We start from the raw sequence: 17502 nt of genomic DNA, 5'->3' as shown, positions 1-17502 counted from the left end.
GTTTATGAATTCTTCTTATAAGTAAGAATCTGTGGCTACAAGAATTAATTCCGTTACACCATCTGCTAGATTTATTAATTGATGTTCCTCTGTTGCATGATAGTAAATAGATTCCCCTTTTTTTGCCCGATACTCTTGTCTGCCTAATTTCAGCAGAATTTCGCCTTCTACTACATATGCAAATGTTTCCGATAAAGAAGGTTCAAATATTTTAAATTCTCCATTCTTAGAAAAGAATAGCCGTATTGGTTCCATTTCTTTTTCATTTGATTCAGGAACTAGCCATTGAATCCGATACCCTTTTTCCTCATCAGAAAAATCCGTTATATCATCCTCTGTATAAACCACCTTCTGTTTTCGCTCTTCATCATCGAAGAATTCTTTCGGTGTACATCCTAAAACTTCTAAAATATCAAAAAATGTCTCAATGGAAGGAGAACTTAAATCCCTCTCCAGCTGGGATATATATCCCTTGCTTAAATCAGTTCTCTCACCTAACTCTTCTTGTGTTAATCCTTTTTTCAACCGTAAATTCTTTATTTTTTTTCCGATTTCCATGATTCAACCTACTTTTTGTTTAGAAATAGTAAACTTGAAGGCACAAAAGTTCTGTATAACTAAACTTAAAGTTTACTTATACCCAGTTATTATACATTAATTTCTTTAACTTTCAATCCTTTTTTCGGTCTATGGACTATTTTTCAATAGCATTCATATAAATTATTTCTATAAGCAAAAATGCCCCATAACAAAATGTTTTAGAAAAGCTCGTAGTGTTTATAAACAAAACACCGTTCTACAAAACATTTTTTATGGGGCAATTACAATCTTTTATTACTCTTCTTTCCCTATCTCTAGTGGTATATACTTTCCGTTATCTATTTTTTCAATTTTTTCAAAATGAATCAGCTTTTTTAAAGATGCATTGCAATATGCAGAAGCATCATAGGAATCTCTACCAACTCTTATTCCAATCTCTGTAGGGCCAATCCCTACTTTTCCCCCTTTTTCCTTATACAAATCACACAGTGCATTATAAATATTTTGATCTTTTTCCGTAATTCGTAGTTTGGAATATTGCTTCAATCTTTATTCCTCCTATTGCTCCCTTTTTAATGCAGCTATTAACAGATTTCTTTTCCCTTACATTACTATTCTTTTCGTGTAAATTTTCCATATATCATATATACTGTCTAAGTCTGCTAATTTAAGCATACTAATCCTTTATAAAAATTACAGGCTTTTATGCTTTTTTTTTCAAAAATAGATAATACGTTTCAAAATCCTAATTGTTAATAGGGCAAAAGGTTCATTTCAATATATTGAACACCTCTTCCTCTTTCCTATTTTTTTGGTAATCAATCCCCTATTGGTAAATGCTGTTTTTTTAACTTTTTTCCCCTTATTCCGGAGAGGCTAATCTCTCATTTTGTTCAAAATAATGAACAAAATAGAAAAAAAGAAAAACCACTTGAATTATTCAAGTGATTTTTCTAGGTAGTATTAATGTTCTCTGTTTAGTTTATGGTGCTTTTTAAACATGAAATGTTCCCCATAAGAAGGAAACAATTTTAACTTTTTTAATTCTTTTGGATGTTTAATCATCATTTCTTTTAATAATTCTTTTGGCTGTTTATTTTCTGTATCAATCCCTAACTCTTTCGCTTTCTTCATAATTTGTGTATCTCTTATCTCATCGGCAATTTGCTTAAAATCTTTTCCTTCCGTTTGGATATTAAGCTTTTTTGCCTCAGTCATAATCATTTTTTCTTGCACTTCTTTGCCTAGTTGCTGTATTGTTTTTTCTTTTGTATCTATCCCCAGCTCTTTTGCCTGTTTCAAAATTTTCGCCTCAAACACTTCTTTCATTAATGTTTTGGCATCTTTCCCCTCTGTGCTAATTCCTAGCGACTTTGCTTCTTCTTTAAGATGAGCAGTATGTACTTCCATCGCTATTTGTTGTAAATCTTTTCCCTCTGTTTTTATTCCTAATTTTTGAGCTTCCTTCTTTATTAATACTTCATGGATTTCTTTTTTTATCGCAGCTGGGTCTTTACCTTCTGGCTTTATTCCCAAACTTTTTGCCATTTCTATTAAAAACTGTTTATCTTCTTGGGTTATCTCTCTTTTTTCTGAAGCTGGAGCTGCACTTACTAAAGAACAAAAGCCGGTTAATGCTATAGTAGTTAGCATTAACAGCGTTATTATTTTTTTCATCTAACTCGTCCTTTCCATTTAAATAAGTAATTTTATACCTTCATAGCCTTTCCTCTTCTTTATTTTATATGTAAGATTTTCCTAAAAATAATTTAATTTGCTTTTTCGCATTTCTTCTATATTCTTTTTTCATATCTAAATAAAGATATATGCTTAACCATTAGACATCTAAAGCTCCTTCTGCTATTTTACATATATACCATATTTGCTGGAGATGAGTTTATTAGATGAGTAAATTTACAAAGGAATATATTATAACCATGGAGGATATTGTGAGAGAAGGCGATCCTATCCTTCGTGAAAAAACAAAGGAAGTATCTATTCCTCCTACTGAAGAGGATATAAAAGAGTTGCAATGCATGCTGCAATATTTGAAAAACAGTCAGGATCCAATCTTGTCAAAAAAATACCAACTACGAGCAGGCGTAGGATTATCAGCAAACCAAATTGGCTTAAATAAACGAATGTTTGCGAGTTATATTAGGCAAGAAAACGGTGAAGCATTGGAATATATGTTAATCAACCCTAAGATCATTAGTCATTCTACTGCCATGACCTATATTCCTGAGAGTGAAGGCTGTCTTTCTATTGATCGATCCATTGTAGGCTATGTTCCTCGCTATCGTAGAATAACGGTTCGAGCATACAATATACATGGAGAAGAAGTAAAAATTAAATTAAAGGATTACGAAGCAATCGTTTTTCAACATGAAATAGATCACTTAAACGGAATACTATTTTATGATCATATCAATAGTAAAAACCCATTTGAGCTTCCTGCCAATGTGGATATTACTCCTTTATATTAAATGACTTTTATTTCTACAGTCTGAATAAAAAAAGCAGATAGCATTTGCTATCCGCTTTTTTATTTATTTTTTATCTTTTTGATCTTTTTGATCTTTTTCTAACTTATTATCAATTTTATATTTTGAAGTAGCTTCATTTAACCAAGTACCAGCTTTTTCTTGAACCTTTTGTGCTAATAAGGCTTCTTTAATTTTCGCTTTTGAATCTTCTAATGTTGCTTCTTTTGCTTCTTTTTTACCAGTTACTTTAATAATATGGTATCCAAAATCTGTTTTAACTGGGTCGCTAATTTCATCTACTTTCATTGAGAACGCCGCTTTGTCAAAGGCTTCAACCATTTTTCCTGAAGTAAAGTATCCTAATTCTCCACCTTTATCTTTTGTTTGTGTGTCAGTAGAATATTCTTTAGCTAATTTAGCAAAGTCTTCCCCGTTGTCTAACTTCTTCTTCACTTCTTTTGCCGTTTTTTCATCTTTTACTAAGATATGACTTGCCTCCACTTGCTCTGGAGTGCCAAAACTTGCTTTATTATCTTCAAAGTATGTCTTAATTTCATCATCCGTAATTTCGATAGATGGCTCAAGAATTTTTGTTACTTTTAGATTTTGTTCCACTTGTTCTTTAAATAAATCTTCTGTCATCCCATTTTGAGCTAACAACATATTAAAGGTTTCTTGTCCACCGTACTGTTTAATCATCTTGTCCAATTCTGCTTGGACGTCTTTATCCGTTACTTTCACTTTCGCTTTATCAGCTTCAAGATCTACTACTTTATTAGAGATCATCATATTTAATACAGTTGCGCCATATTGTTTGTTTAGCTCTTTATTTAGTTGCTCTTGTGTAATCTTTTCCTTTTCCACTGTTGCGACTGTTTTACTTCGTTGTGTTAGATAAACTGCTCCTATTATTAACGCTACTAGTACTACCACTAGAATAGGAATAAGAACCTTCTTATTTTTCATATTAAGCTAAAATCCTCTCTGCACAAAATTTTGGATATAATAGGCATACCCCTATTATAACTCTTACACTATATTATCATATAATTATGACGAAATTATTAACAGATTTAAAAAAAATCCATCCTATTACAAAATAAGATGGAATTTTTTCGACAAATTTCGTATGTTTCACATGAAACGTGTCGATTAATTTATCGTATTATTACTTGTTAACGTTAATTCCACTTTTTGAGATTTGCCATCTCTATAAATTTCTAGTTTTACTTTATCACCAATTTTCACTTCTGAATATAGATATTTTCGTAAATCTGTTGAGTTAGCTACTTTTTTCCCATCAATGGCGACAATAACATCCTGAACTTTTAAGCCTGCTTTAGCAGCGGCAGAATTAGCATCAATATTAGTAATCATTACTCCTTTTGACACTTTATTTGGAAGGTCTTCCAAATACATACGAGGGACTTCTTCTAAGCTTGCTAATCCTACTCCAAGATATGGACGTTCTACTTTCCCTTTTTCAATAATTTCATTCACAATTGGGATAAGATCATTACTAGGAATCGCAAAACCTAGCCCTTCTACACCTGAATCACTAATTTTCAAACTATTTATACCAATTACCTCTCCTGATGAGTTGATTAAAGCTCCTCCACTGTTACCAGGATTAATAGCTGCATCGGTTTGAATAACATTAAATTCCCAATCACCAGCAGATGTATTTACTGTAATGCTTCGATCTACAGCACTTACTATACCTTGGGTGACTGTTCGAGACAGCTCTTGCCCAAGTGGATTACCAATAGCCCATACTTGATCGCCAGGTCTCAATGTAGAAGAATCGCCAAAATTGATAATATCAGAAGCATATTTAGCATCAATTCTTACTACCGCTAAATCAGTTAAAGCATCTGCCCCAATTAGCTTAGCCTCCGTTTTATCCCCGTTATAAAGGGAGATTTCTAACGCATTTGCTCCTTCGATTACGTGGTTATTTGTCACTATATATGCATATTGATTATCTTTCTTAAAGATAATACCAGATCCAGACCCAGATTCTACATCACTGGAATTCTGAGAAAATGGATTTGATTGCTTTTGCATGTTTACAATCCCTACAATTGCTTTAGAAGATGACTCCACCATATCCGCAATAGCTATTGTGCCATCACTTGTTTTTGTATTCGATGTTGTATTCGCAGTAATTGCCCCAGTCTGTTTACCTTCCACTTTATTAGATAACTCCTCTACCTGCTTTTCGAGCTTATCATAAGAATCATTATAAAGGTCTGTATGGGGAATTGTGAAAAATGTTAAGGCTGAACCAACAACACCTGCTGCTAACAAGGAAAGAAACCCTTTTGTTTTCGAAGTATCTTTTCGAGCATTTTCTTGTTCTTCTTCTTTATCAAGATGAACTTGCTCTTTTTCAGCAGTATATTCCGCTTCTTCTGGCTTGTTTATTTCATCCTTTTCTACAGGATCTTCTGAAATGACTTGATCTTCCTTCTCTGCTACTAATTCTTCGCCCCCAAGGTTAGTCTCTTCAGCCTCAGGACGATCTTTCTCCCATTCATTTCGTTTTTCCAAATCACTCATCGCTTGTTCCTCCTATTTCCAATATCAACATTACATTTATTTCAGTTCATTATTTTTCTTTTCATTTCTAATATTTGTTTATACATACATAGTAACCATCATATATGAATAAATTATGAACAAAGTTTGAAAAGACATAGAAGAATTCTAGAACATTTTATTCCATCAGATAACCTATTCGTTACTTTTCTTCTGGAAGAGGGAAGAAAAGAGTGAAGGTAGTGCCTTTTCCTTTTTCGCTCGACACTTTAATATCCCCTTCATGGAACTGAACTAATTGCTTAACAATAGATAAACCAAGTCCAAATTCGCCGTAAGGGTTATTAGTTCTAGAGATATCCGCTTTATAAAACCTTTTCCAAATGTTTTCTATTTCATGAGCATCTATACCAATTCCAGTATCTTTTACCTCTATGATTGTTTTGCTTGCTTCCGTTCGTCCTTTTAACCATATACTTCCGTTCTCGGTAAACTGTATACTGTTTTTCGTGATGTTCATAATGATTTGGATAAGCCGATCATAATCAGCATAAATCACTGCGTCACTATCCACATCAACGTAAATTTTAACACCATTTTCCTCTGCTAAAATAGACAGCTGGTCATCAATTATTTCCAATACTTCTTGGAGGGAAATAAACTCCTTCATTAGGACAATTTGGTTGGAACGTATTTTATCATAATCAAGATTCTCATTTACTAATCGGATAAGCCTTTTTGCCTCATGGCTAATTAATTTCAGACCTTTCTCCCGCTCATTTTCTGGTATCATATTATTGTTTAATCCTTCTATGACACCGCTTATCGTCGTTAAGGGGGTCTTTAATTCATGAGAAACATCTGACATAAATTGGCGTCTCCGATTTTCTAGTGCATCAATTGCTTCCTTCGACTCTCTCAAATTATCTACCATCTGATTAAAATCTTCCCCTAATTCTCCAATCTCATCAAATGTTGAAGAGGAAACTTTCACAGTATAATCTCCTTCTGCAACATGGCTTGTAGCTTCCTGAAGCTTTTTTATCCGATTGACATGTACTCTTGAAAAAATAAAGCTCATTAATAAGGCAATCGCAAAAACTAGAAAAAGAGTATAAAGCAAATAACGATTGATTTCCTGAATCATCTCCTTTGATTCTACAAGAGGAGAAGTTAAAATAATTCCTCCAACCACTACATCATTAACAGAATACGGAATTGCAACTAAAGCTACCTCTTGGTCTCCTCTTTTTGTACTAGGTTTAATAACTGTACTGCGACCATCCTTTATTTCATCCCACTCTGCATGAGTAATATTGATATCCAAATCCTTTCCAAAAGACCAAATACGATTTCTTTGTGTATTGAAGATGCCGATCGTTATCCCAGTGCCTTTTAGTTCTTCAGAATATCGTAATAACGTAGAATAAGTTGCAGCAGACCATAAATCAGCTCCTTGAACGTCCTGGACAATATTATATCCGTATCCCTTTAGTTCTTCTGCCTTCATAGAGAAAACCAATTTCTCAATATAATGTGAAAAAACAAGACTTAATACTAATAGGGCTACAAGAATAACGCTTAAGTGACTGATTAGCTGCTGATAGATGTATTTAATTCTCATTTATTACCACCGCTTCATCAAATTTATATCCTCCATCATATCATATTTATTGCCATTACTAATTAAAGCTACTTTTCTTGGCTTTGGACAATATTGTGGATTTTCGCGAATTGCGAGAAGTTTTTCGCGAATTATTAATGATTTTTCGCGAATAAGTCACATATTTTCGCGAATAAAATCTCCGCCAGAAAAGTTAAAAACATATAAAAAGGCCATTTAAAAGATATCTCCTTTAAATGGCCACCGTTATTGACTTATTTCTCGTGAAAAACTTTTTCTGCAAGGAGAAGTCCACCTGTAATTCCAGCATTATCTCCTAAACCTGGTCTAACAATATATTCATTCATTTTATCCTGCACCTCCGGGTAGGAAACATACCCGTTTAAGAGCTCGGTCAAATAGCGATGAACATGTGTTAATACATGCTCCTGATTCATAACGCCGCCGCCAAGGATGATTTTTTTAGGTGAGAGAATGAGAATATATTGCATAAGAGCTTGCGCAATATAATAGCCTTCCATCTCCCAGACTTCCTCTTTATCACTTAAATGAAAGGCCTTCTCGCCCCAGCGTTCTTCAATTGCCGGCCCAGCCGCTAATCCTTCTAAGCAATCTGCATGGTATGGGCATCTGCCTTTATAGCTATCTTTGGGATGTCTTCTTACTAAAATATGGCCCATTTCTGGGTGCGTTAATCCTTGCAGCAATTCCCCATTAATATACGCCCCAGCGCCAATCCCTGTACCAATCGTTATATATAAACAATTATCCACACCTTTCGCAGCGCCTAGCTTTGCTTCTCCTAGTGCGGCAACATTTACATCTGTATTAAAACCAGTTGGAACAGAAAATTCATCTTCTATTGTTTTTAGTAATGGATAGTCCTTCCATGCAAGCTTTGGCGTCGTTGTTATATTTCCATATGTAGCATTGTTTTTATCAACATCAATAGGACCAAACGAGCCGATTCCAATTGCGTCAACGGAAAACTTTTTAAAGAAAGCAATAACCTCTGGCATCGTTTCTTCCGGTGTTGTTGTTGGAATAGATATTCTTTCTTGGATATTTCCTTTTGCATCCCCTACTGCACAGACAAATTTTGTTCCACCAGCTTCAATAGCGCCGTATAGTGACATGGTTTCTCTCTCCTTATAAATGGTTTTGTATACTTACTGTTTTGTGTCAGCCGGAAAAACTATTCCCGTTTGTCTTCTTACCTCATCCATTACTTCCATTACCGCTAAAGAAATATCAAAAGAGTTAATAGAGGATTCGGTTTTTCCTGCCTTAATCAATTCTATAAATTCTTGCGCCTCATAAAACATCGAAGCTTCCTTCTGAGGAAGAGTAAGATTCTCCCCTTCTCCATTCCTTGGAATAAACTCTACTTTTGTAGGAGTGTTCATTTGATTGATTATTAGATTGCCATCTTCTCCTTGGATTTCAGACGGAATATGAGAGTTGGTTATTTTCGAATATATGAGAATGACATCCATATCTGGATACGCTAGAATAATGCTTCCCTCACCGTCAACACCTGATTCCAATAAGAAACTATTAGCCTTTACTTTCTCCGGTTTTCCAAAAAGAAGTACCATAGGGTAAAGACAATAAACACCAATATCCATTAATGCTCCATTTGACAGCTCTGGCTTGAATGCATTTAATACCGTTCCTTGCTTATAAGCATCATACCGCGAAGAATACTGACAATAGCTTACAAATGCACGTCTGATTTTTCCAAGTTTATGTAAATTTTCTTGAACAACTTTAAAATTAGGAAGAAATGTTGATTTGAGTGCCTCCATTAAAAGAACATCATTTTCCTTGGCTGCAGTAATCATTTCTTTCACTTCTGCTGTATTAGAAGCCATCGCTTTTTCTGTTAAAACATGCTTTTTATTTTTCAAAAATAGGATTGCCTGTTGCGCATGATAAGCATTAGGGCTTGCAATATATACAGCATCGATTTTATCGCTCTTTGCCATTTCTTCTAAATTAGTAAAAGTATGTTCCACATTAAATTTATCAGCAAACGCTTTCGCTTTGTCCGCTGTTCTTGAGTACACGGCATTTAATTGAAAATCTTCTATTTCACCAGCTGCCTTTATAAAAGATTCTGTAATCCAATTGGTTCCGATAACTCCAAATTTAATCGTCATCCAAAGTCCTCCTCATTCGATGAATATTCCCTTCTTCCCTTTTATTTTGGAGGGAAGTCCTAAAAAAAGCAACTATCTACTAGAATTTTTATCTTTTAAAAAGTGTCTATTTTTTTGCCACAAAAAAATCCAACAAGTAGTTTCTACTCATTGGATTCTATACGAAGCATTATTTGGAAATGGCTTCTGAAATTTCTTTGACCATTTCACTTGTTGACAGAAGACCGCCTCCTGATAGATACCAGTAACTAGGGTCTAAATAAACAATATGGTCATTTTTAGCTGCAGCAATTCCCTTTACAAGTTTGTTATCAAGGACCTTCTCAGCAGAAGACTCCCCACCAACAACTGCTCCTCTATCTACAACAAATAAATAGGCCGGATTTTTTTCTGCTACATATTCAAAAGTAACCTTTTGTCCATGTGTGGAAGCTTCAATATTTTCATCTGCTGGTGCTAACCCAAAAACATCATGAATAATGCCAAAACGAGAATTTTTCCCATACGCACTTATGCTTCCATCATTCACCAATAAGATTAAAGATTTGCCATCTACTGCTTTTGCCTTTTCGTTAAGTGCAGCAATGTCTTCATCTATTTTTGCTAATTCTTTGCTAACCTCTTGTTTCTTCTCAAAAATCTCTCCAATAATATTCATATTATGCTTAAAGGAATTCATATAGTCTGTTGTGTCAACACCAAGATATACAGTTGGGGCAATTTTTTTCAATTCTTCATACGCAGCTGACTGTCTTCCAGAAATAAAGATTACATCAGGTTCTAATTCGCTAATTGCTTCGAAATCTGGCTCTTTTAAACTACCTACATTTGTATATTTTGAATCTTCATATTTAGAAAGATATGGTGGAATATTAGCCTGTGGAACCCCAGCTACTTCTATTCCTAATTTGTCTAATGTATCTAAAACACCAAAATCAAAAGCAACAACTGTTTTAGGGTTTACTTTAACTGTATCTTCTCCTAATTCGTGTGTTACTTTAATTTTTGCTGATTTCTCGCTACCTTTATTTGTATCGGCATTCGATTTTTCTGTATTTCCACATGCAGCTAACACTGCAAGAATGCATGTTAATAATAATAATAGGGAAAGCCTTTTCTTCATCTTTTAAACACCTCTAAATTTAATATATATAAATTAAATTGAATACATTGCATTTAAAGACAGAATACCCTATGATAAGGTATTATTAGCCTTTTTCCTTCCTCATTTTCCTAGAATGATTTAGGATTTTGCTAATATCTAATGGTAGTGTTATTATGGTTTTCTTCTGGCGAAGGGACTTATTTTTAAGTCAGCCATAATTACACTGCCCCCTTTCTATTTTTCTTCCACCATTAGCTTCTTTCTACAATGAATCAATTATTTATCCATAATTAGCTTTCATTTTTCATGCGAAATAAACACATATTCTTTGATTATTTATTTCTTCAATTTGCATATCCATTTCATAAATGTCTTTCAATACTTTTTGATTAATGATTTCTTTTGCTGGTCCATCATTTATGATTTTGCCATTCTTTAATGCTACGATATTATCGGAATAAACAGAGGCAAAATTGATATCATGGATTACGATTACTACTGTTTTCCCCAGCTCTTCTACTAATCTTCTTAAAACCTTCATTATTTGCACAGAATGCTTCATATCTAAATTATTTAACGGCTCATCCAAGAGGATATATTCTGTATCTTGAGCAATTACCATCGCAATATAAGCTCTTTGCTTTTGTCCTCCACTTAGTTGATCTATGTATTTATGCTGCATATCTTCTAATTCCATATATTTAATAGCTTCGTCTACCATTTTCTCATCAAGGTCATTTAATTTCCCTTGTGAATATGGAAACCGGCCAAAGCTGACAAGTTCTCTTACAGTTAAGCGGAGGTTTATATGGTTCGCCTGTTTTAAAATAGCAATTTTCTTGGCGAGATCATTGCTCTTCGATTTATCAATATGCTGTCCATCAATAAAGACATCTCCACTGTCTGCTTTCGTTAAGCGACTTATTACTGAAAGCAGTGTACTTTTCCCTGCTCCATTTGGTCCAATAAAGGAAGTAATTTTCCCTTTCTCTACTGAAAGAGAAACATTATCAAGCACTTTTTTGCTCCCATATTGTTTGGTAATATTCTTTACTTCTACCATGCTTTTCTCTCCTTTAGTAATAGATAGATAAAGTACACTCCACCTACAAAGTTAATTATCACACTGATTGTCGTTGAAAAAGTAAAGACACGTTCTACAATCAGCAACCCACCAACTAAAGAAATAATGCTCAATAAAATAGATCCAGTAATTAAAGTTCGGTGTTTATATGTTTTTAGAAATTCACGAGCTAAATTGACAACCAATAATCCAAGAAAGGTAATGGGTCCCACTAAGGCAGTGGAAATAGACACTAGGATCGACACCACAATTAGCATGCTGCGCACTACTTTTTCATAATCAATTCCTAAATTAATGGCTTGGTCTCTTCCTAATGACATGACATCAAAGAATTTACTATATCTCGTAACATATATAGATACTATAGCAACGATAATAATACTGATTATTAAAATATTTGTGTTTACATTATTAAAACTTGCAAACATTTTATCCTGGATAATAAGGAACTCATTGGGATCAATTAACACCTGCATAAAGGAAGAGAGACTAGAGAAAAAGCTTCCTAATACAATTCCAATCAATAGCAATAATAAGATGTTTTGATCTTCTCTCCTAAAGAATAGCTTATAAAGAATACTTGAGAAAAAAACCATTAAAGCGACAGATAACAAAAAATTAATATTGCTATTTATCACACTCATTGTACTTGAACCAAAAACGAAAACTACAACAGTTTGAATGAATAGATAAAGGGAATCTAGTCCTAAAATACTTGGTGTTAAAATACGATTATTAGTGATCGTCTGAAATACCATCGAAGTAAAGGCAATACAGCCACCTGTTAGAAGAATCGCGATGATTTTTATGGCTCTACGGGGAATCACATATTCCCAGTTATTACTACTGACCTTTATTAACATAAATATAGAAATTAATAATACTGCCAGTATAGCTAGTATTATAAGTTTTACTCTAGGTTGCATCATAAGACTTTCTCCTTACTAGTAAATACAAGAATACTCCACTTCCGATGACTCCCACCATCACACCGATCGATATCTCATACGGATAAATAATCACTCTTCCAAGAATATCACAGAATAATACAAAGACTGCTCCTAATAATGCCGTATGGGTCAAGCTATTTTTCAAATTATCTCCTCTGTATAACGAAACGATATTGGGAATGATTAGACCTAGAAAAGGAATCATTCCTACTGTCAGCAATACAACAGAAGAAACTAACGCTACGATAATTAACCCTATATTCACTACTCTTTTGTGATTGAGACCAAGATTAGTAGAAAAATCCTCACCCAATCCAGCAATTGTAAATTTATTTGCATATAAGTATGCAACAATAACCATCGGAATACTTATGTAAAGAAGTTCATAACGCCCTTCCATGATTAAAGAAAAATCACCTTGTAACCATGAAGACATATTTTGAATCAAATCATATTTCATTGCAAAAAAAGTGGTAATCGAGCTAACAATATTCCCTAGCATTAAACCAATTAATGGAATAAAGATAGCATCTTTAAATTTAATCATATTAAGTATTCGCATAAACAAAAAGGTTCCTCCGAGTGCGAATACAAAAGCGATTAACATTTTAATAATCGGGCTCTCGCCTGTAAAAAGCATTAAAGCTACTAATATCCCAAGTCTCGCCCAGTCCATTGTTCCAGCAGTTGTAGGAGAAACAAATTTATTCCTCGATATCTGCTGCATGATAAGTCCACAAATACTTAGACTAACACCAGCAATAATAATACTGACTAAGCGAGGAAATCTGCTAATCAAGAGAATTTCTCTCTGATCTGCTGTTAAATGAAAAATATTTTGTGGATGAATATCAATTACTCCTACAAATAGGGAGATGATAGATAAAACTATTAACATTATAGTTAAGTGTCTAATTTTCATAGTGCCAATGAGTAATATTACTCGTTCCCCTCACTCCCAACTTCATCGTAAATGATTTTCATTATCATTTAGATTCTTTCTTTATTTTATCATCTTTTTCTAGCCCGTCAATGCTTTTTAAAAGACCAAATGTAATTATCACAACATTTCAAAAATAACAATCCCTATTACCTAGTTATTTAGTCTTTTATATACAAAAAAAAGCCCCCAAATGGAGGCTTTTTTCTCACTTTATATTAGTAATGTACGTGTCCTGATGTCATTACCCAAATTGTTCCTCCGGCAACGACAATTGCGCAGAAGAAAGCATAAATGATATTAATAGTCTGTACTTGCCCTTCTCCTTCTGTGAGATGCATAAACATAAACAGTTGAAGAATTGCTTGAATAACAGCTAATGCTCCGATAATCCACATTACAGTAACCATTGGAAGATCTGTATATAACTTAGCCCCTACAGCTGCGAAGGTAAGTAATAAAGAAACAATAAAACCTGCAATATGACTAATTGGAAATTTTTCATTTTCATGATTTTTTGCCATCTTTTATTACCCTCCCATTTTCATTCTAGCAAGATAAACGAATGTGAAGATGAAAATCCACACAACGTCTAAGAAATGCCAGTATAAACTTATAATAAATGTCTTACGAGCAGTTGTTGGTGTTAAGCCATGTTTAAGCAATTGAATAATAATCAATATTGCCCAACCTATACCTAAGGATACGTGCAATCCGTGTGTTCCTAGCAATACAAAGAAGGAAGAAAGGAAGGCACTTGTCTGCATTGTCGCTCCTTCATGTACATAATGAATAAATTCATTTACTTCCACAAAGACGAAGCCTGCACCCAATGCTAAAGTGATAATTAACCATGTTAATAATCCTTTTAAATTTTGGCGGCGCATATACCAGATAGCGATCCCACAAGTGAAACTACTTGTTAATAGTAAAAGTGTTTCAATCATTACATCTTTTAATTTAAATAATTCAGCTGGAGTAGGTCCGCCTGCAAAGTTATCCTTTAAAGATCCATAGGCTGCAAATAAGGTAGCGAATAATACAACCTCCGCACCAAGGAAAATCCAGAAGCCTAGAATATTTAAACGACTTTGCTCTGTTTGATATTCTAGTGGTAAGGACTTATCGACTTTTGCCATTATTTCTCACCTCTCCATGCACGTTCCGTTTTCTTAATAACATCCAGTTTAATATGGTAACCTTCGTTATAATCAAAGGAACGAATTATTAAGCCTACAAAAATACCTAAGCTACAAATTGCAGCTGGAATAAACCATTCAAATATTAGGAAGAAACCGACAATACCAAATACAACACACATATAGAATGGAAGTCCAGAGTTGCTTGGCATGTGTATTTCTTCTAGTTCTTCTTCTTTTAATACTAAGCCTTCATTATTTTTCTTCATATACCAGAACGCATCTAATGCTTTTACTTCTGGAGTAATTGCAAAGTTATATGGCTGAACTGGTGAAGCTGTATGCCATTCTAGCGTTCTTGCATCCCATGGATCTGTAGAAATCTTTCTATCTGCATAACGAGTACTATAGTAGATGTTATAAACTAGCACTGCAAATCCAGCAGCAAGAATAAGAGATCCGATTGCTGATAACATGAACAATGGTGCAAATCCAGATTCCGCTGAGAAAGTATAAGAACGTCTTACTGCTCCTTTTAAGCCTAAGAAGAACATAGGCATAAAGGTTACATTAAAACCAATATTAAACAACCAGAAATGCCATTTTCCTAAACGTTCGTTTAATGCATAACCAAACATTTTTGGCCACCAGTAATAGAAACCAGCAAATACTGCATATACAACACCTGGTATTAATACATAGTGGAAATGAGCTACTAAGAATAATGTATTATGATATTGATAGTCTGCTGCAGCCATTGCAAGCATAACTCCCGTTACCCCACCAATTGTAAAGGTCGGAATAAATGCAAGCGCCCATAGCATTGCCGTTGTAAATTGGATACGTCCTTTTCTCATAGTAAACAACCAGTTGAAAATCTTAACCCCAGTTGGAACTGCGATTAACATAGTTGTGATTGAGAATACAGAGTTTACAACTGGTCCAGATCCCATTGTATAGAAATGGTGAACCCAAACAAGGAAACTCAATAATGCAATACCGACAATAGAAATAATCATTGAATTATAACCATATAGGCGTTTTTTCGAGAATGTAGCAATAACTTCAGAGAACATTCCAAATGCAGGCAAGATAACAATATATACCTCTGGATGTCCCCATAACCAGAATAGGTTATTCCATAACATCGCATTTCCTCCACCAGAAATCGTGAAGAAATGAGTTCCGAATAAACGGTCAAATGTCATTAATGCTAATGCAACAGTTAAAATAGGGAATGCAAACACAATAATTACGTTTGTAATTAATGAAGTCCAAGTAAACATTGGCATTTTCATTAAGGTCATCCCTTTAGCACGCATTTTCAGGATTGTCACAATAAAGTTAATACCTGTCATTAACGTACCAATACCTGCGATTTGCAGTCCAATTGCATAGAAGTTGTTTCCAACTCCTGGTGTGAATTCTTTCCCCGCTAGAGGGAAATAGGATGTCCATCCTGCATCAGGAGAACCACCAATTACGAAAGAAATATTGAATAGCATTGCTCCACTGAATGTTAACCAGAAGCTTAATGCATTCAATTGTGGGAACGCAACATCACGTGCACCAATTTGCAATGGAATAACTACGTTCATTAATCCAATCAATGCTGGCATCGCCATAAAAAGAATCATGATAACACCATGCGTTGTAAATACTTCATTATAATGCTGTGGATCTAAAAATTTCATTTCAGGAGCTGCTGTTTGATATTTCATCATCAACCCGTCTACTCCACCACGGAAGAACATTAATACGGCAACAATAATATACATGATACCGATTTTTTTGTGATCAACCGTTGTTATCCATTCATCCCATAAATATTGCCACTTCTTAAAATAAGTAACACCTACTACTATAGCAAGCATTGTTAGAATAATACCTATTTGAGCAGACAATATTAGGGGATCACCAGTAATAACAATGTCATCCCACTTAATGTGCATCCTTTTCACCTCCGTCAGACTCTTGATTCTTTTCAAAAGTTCTACCTGGATATCCATGAACTCGATATAACTCAGGGTTTAAATAATAGTTTGAGTCTCCACCTTTACCGTGGTCAATCCACTCTAAATGTGTATTAGAGAAAGTCATACGGCCTAAATGTGTAGGCTTGATAATTTCTCTGTATTTCTCTTCTGTTAACTTAGGGGCAGTTTCTTTTACTTCATCTACCCATTTATCATAATCCTCTACAGATTTTGCTTCGACATCAAACTTCATCTCCGCATAACCTTTACCGTTAAAGCTTGTATTTTGTCCTTCATAGTTACCTGGGTTATCTGCTACCACATAGAGATCTGTTTCAGCACCATACATCGTATACTTTTGACCAGCTAAAGCAGGGATCCAAAATGATTGCATCGTACCAGCAGAAGTTAATTTAAACTCAACAGGTACACCTGCAGGGATATTTACATAATTAACTGTTTCAATCCCCTCTTCTGGATAACTAAAAATCCATTTCCAATCTGCAGAAGTAACGTTAATCACTACTGGATCACGATCTTTATAATCTTTTGGCACATCTTCTAAAGCAAAGATTGTTTTTACAGTTGGAACCGTTAATGCAATGATTATTAAGAACGGTATTACAGTCCAAACAATTTCAAGCTTTGTGCTTCCATGTTCTTCTGGCTCATAATCCGCATTTTCTTTTGTTGCACGATATTTCCAAACTATGTAGCCAAATAGTGCAAAAACTACTAGACAAACAAAAGCCATTAATACAATTGACCAGTTAATCAAGTCCGTAATACTTCTAGCAACAGGACCTTGGGGGTCAAATACTACCATGGATTCACAGCCACTTAAAATGAATAATGGTACAATTGCTAAAAGCGAAACTAAAACTCCCTTTTTCATTTGTACAGCTCCTTCCATATAAGTTAAAATGTTAAATTATTCACAGAATGTTCGATATTT

17 protein-coding genes are annotated in these 17502 nt (G+C 34.3%); 1 reads left to right on the top strand and 16 read right to left on the bottom strand.

Annotation, left to right across the window (positions count from 1 at the left end):
- Positions 1–15: 15 nt before the first annotated feature.
- From NST77_RS22630 to NST77_RS22620, 3 genes are all read right to left on the bottom strand, one after another.
- On the bottom strand, positions 16–558 hold the full coding sequence (locus NST77_RS22630) for a helix-turn-helix domain-containing protein (protein ID WP_095331071.1): 543 nt from the start codon (positions 556–558) through the stop codon (positions 16–18).
- Between the two features lie 276 nt (positions 559–834).
- Positions 835–1086 carry a hypothetical protein gene (locus NST77_RS22625; protein WP_095331073.1) on the bottom strand — a complete coding sequence of 84 codons (252 nt, stop codon included), beginning with the start codon at positions 1084–1086 and terminating at the stop codon, positions 835–837.
- Between the two features lie 417 nt (positions 1087–1503).
- Positions 1504–2217, bottom strand: coding sequence for a hypothetical protein (locus NST77_RS22620; protein ID WP_095331075.1), 714 nt, complete (start codon positions 2215–2217; stop codon positions 1504–1506).
- 227 nt (positions 2218–2444) lie between these two features.
- Between NST77_RS22620 and def the strand changes: the two genes are divergently transcribed.
- On the top strand, positions 2445–3026 hold the full coding sequence (gene def / locus NST77_RS22615; RefSeq protein WP_095331077.1) for a peptide deformylase: 582 nt from the start codon (positions 2445–2447) through the stop codon (positions 3024–3026).
- A 63-nt stretch (positions 3027–3089) separates the two neighbouring features.
- Here def and NST77_RS22610 read toward each other — a convergent pair whose 3' ends face one another.
- The 13 genes from NST77_RS22610 to qoxA all read right to left on the bottom strand — a co-directional run bounded on the left by NST77_RS22610 (position 3090) and on the right by qoxA (position 17442).
- On the bottom strand, positions 3090–3992 hold the full coding sequence (locus tag NST77_RS22610; protein WP_095331078.1) for a peptidylprolyl isomerase: 903 nt from the start codon (positions 3990–3992) through the stop codon (positions 3090–3092).
- A 186-nt stretch (positions 3993–4178) separates the two neighbouring features.
- The gene (locus NST77_RS22605) at positions 4179–5588 is read right to left on the bottom strand and encodes a S1C family serine protease (RefSeq protein WP_217279751.1); all 1410 of its coding nucleotides are present in this window, start codon (positions 5586–5588) and stop codon (positions 4179–4181) included.
- Between the two features lie 181 nt (positions 5589–5769).
- Complete coding sequence (locus NST77_RS22600) at positions 5770–7191, bottom strand: sensor histidine kinase (protein WP_249879373.1); 1422 nt, start codon at positions 7189–7191, stop codon at positions 5770–5772.
- Between the two features lie 254 nt (positions 7192–7445).
- Positions 7446–8327 (bottom strand): ROK family protein, encoded by an 882-nt coding sequence (locus NST77_RS22595; RefSeq protein WP_123258773.1) that lies wholly within the window; start codon positions 8325–8327, stop codon positions 7446–7448.
- 33 nt (positions 8328–8360) lie between these two features.
- Positions 8361–9353 (bottom strand): Gfo/Idh/MocA family protein, encoded by a 993-nt coding sequence (locus NST77_RS22590; RefSeq protein ID WP_341123592.1) that lies wholly within the window; start codon positions 9351–9353, stop codon positions 8361–8363.
- A gap of 169 nt (positions 9354–9522) precedes the next feature.
- On the bottom strand, positions 9523–10476 hold the full coding sequence (locus NST77_RS22585; protein ID WP_341123590.1) for a siderophore ABC transporter substrate-binding protein: 954 nt from the start codon (positions 10474–10476) through the stop codon (positions 9523–9525).
- A gap of 286 nt (positions 10477–10762) precedes the next feature.
- Complete coding sequence (locus NST77_RS22580) at positions 10763–11521, bottom strand: iron ABC transporter ATP-binding protein (protein WP_095331086.1); 759 nt, start codon at positions 11519–11521, stop codon at positions 10763–10765.
- Complete coding sequence (locus NST77_RS22575; protein ID WP_341123769.1) at positions 11515–12468, bottom strand: iron chelate uptake ABC transporter family permease subunit; 954 nt, start codon at positions 12466–12468, stop codon at positions 11515–11517. The genes NST77_RS22580 and NST77_RS22575 overlap by 7 nt, the downstream gene beginning before the upstream one ends.
- Positions 12458–13414, bottom strand: a complete 957-nt coding sequence (locus NST77_RS22570) for an ABC transporter permease (protein ID WP_047944228.1) — start codon at positions 13412–13414, stop codon at positions 12458–12460. Before NST77_RS22570 ends, NST77_RS22575 begins: the two co-directional genes overlap by 11 nt.
- A gap of 236 nt (positions 13415–13650) precedes the next feature.
- The gene (gene qoxD, locus NST77_RS22565; RefSeq protein ID WP_047944233.1) at positions 13651–13956 is read right to left on the bottom strand and encodes a cytochrome aa3 quinol oxidase subunit IV; all 306 of its coding nucleotides are present in this window, start codon (positions 13954–13956) and stop codon (positions 13651–13653) included.
- Between the two features lie 6 nt (positions 13957–13962).
- Entirely contained in the window at positions 13963–14571 is a 609-nt protein-coding gene (gene qoxC / locus NST77_RS22560) for a cytochrome aa3 quinol oxidase subunit III (RefSeq protein ID WP_047944235.1), read from the bottom strand.
- Positions 14571–16523 carry a cytochrome aa3 quinol oxidase subunit I gene (qoxB, locus tag NST77_RS22555; protein ID WP_095331089.1) on the bottom strand — a complete coding sequence of 651 codons (1953 nt, stop codon included), beginning with the start codon at positions 16521–16523 and terminating at the stop codon, positions 14571–14573. Before qoxB ends, qoxC begins: the two co-directional genes overlap by 1 nt.
- Complete coding sequence (gene qoxA / locus NST77_RS22550) at positions 16513–17442, bottom strand: cytochrome aa3 quinol oxidase subunit II (protein ID WP_095331091.1); 930 nt, start codon at positions 17440–17442, stop codon at positions 16513–16515. The genes qoxB and qoxA overlap by 11 nt, the downstream gene beginning before the upstream one ends.
- Positions 17443–17502 lie beyond the last annotated feature (60 nt).

Source organism: Niallia sp. FSL W8-0177, from assembly GCF_038006285.1.
Lineage (GTDB): Bacteria > Bacillota > Bacilli > Bacillales > Cytobacillaceae > Niallia > Niallia circulans_A.
Note: the sequence above shows the minus strand (reverse complement) of the source record. Positions and strands in the feature narration are given on the sequence as shown.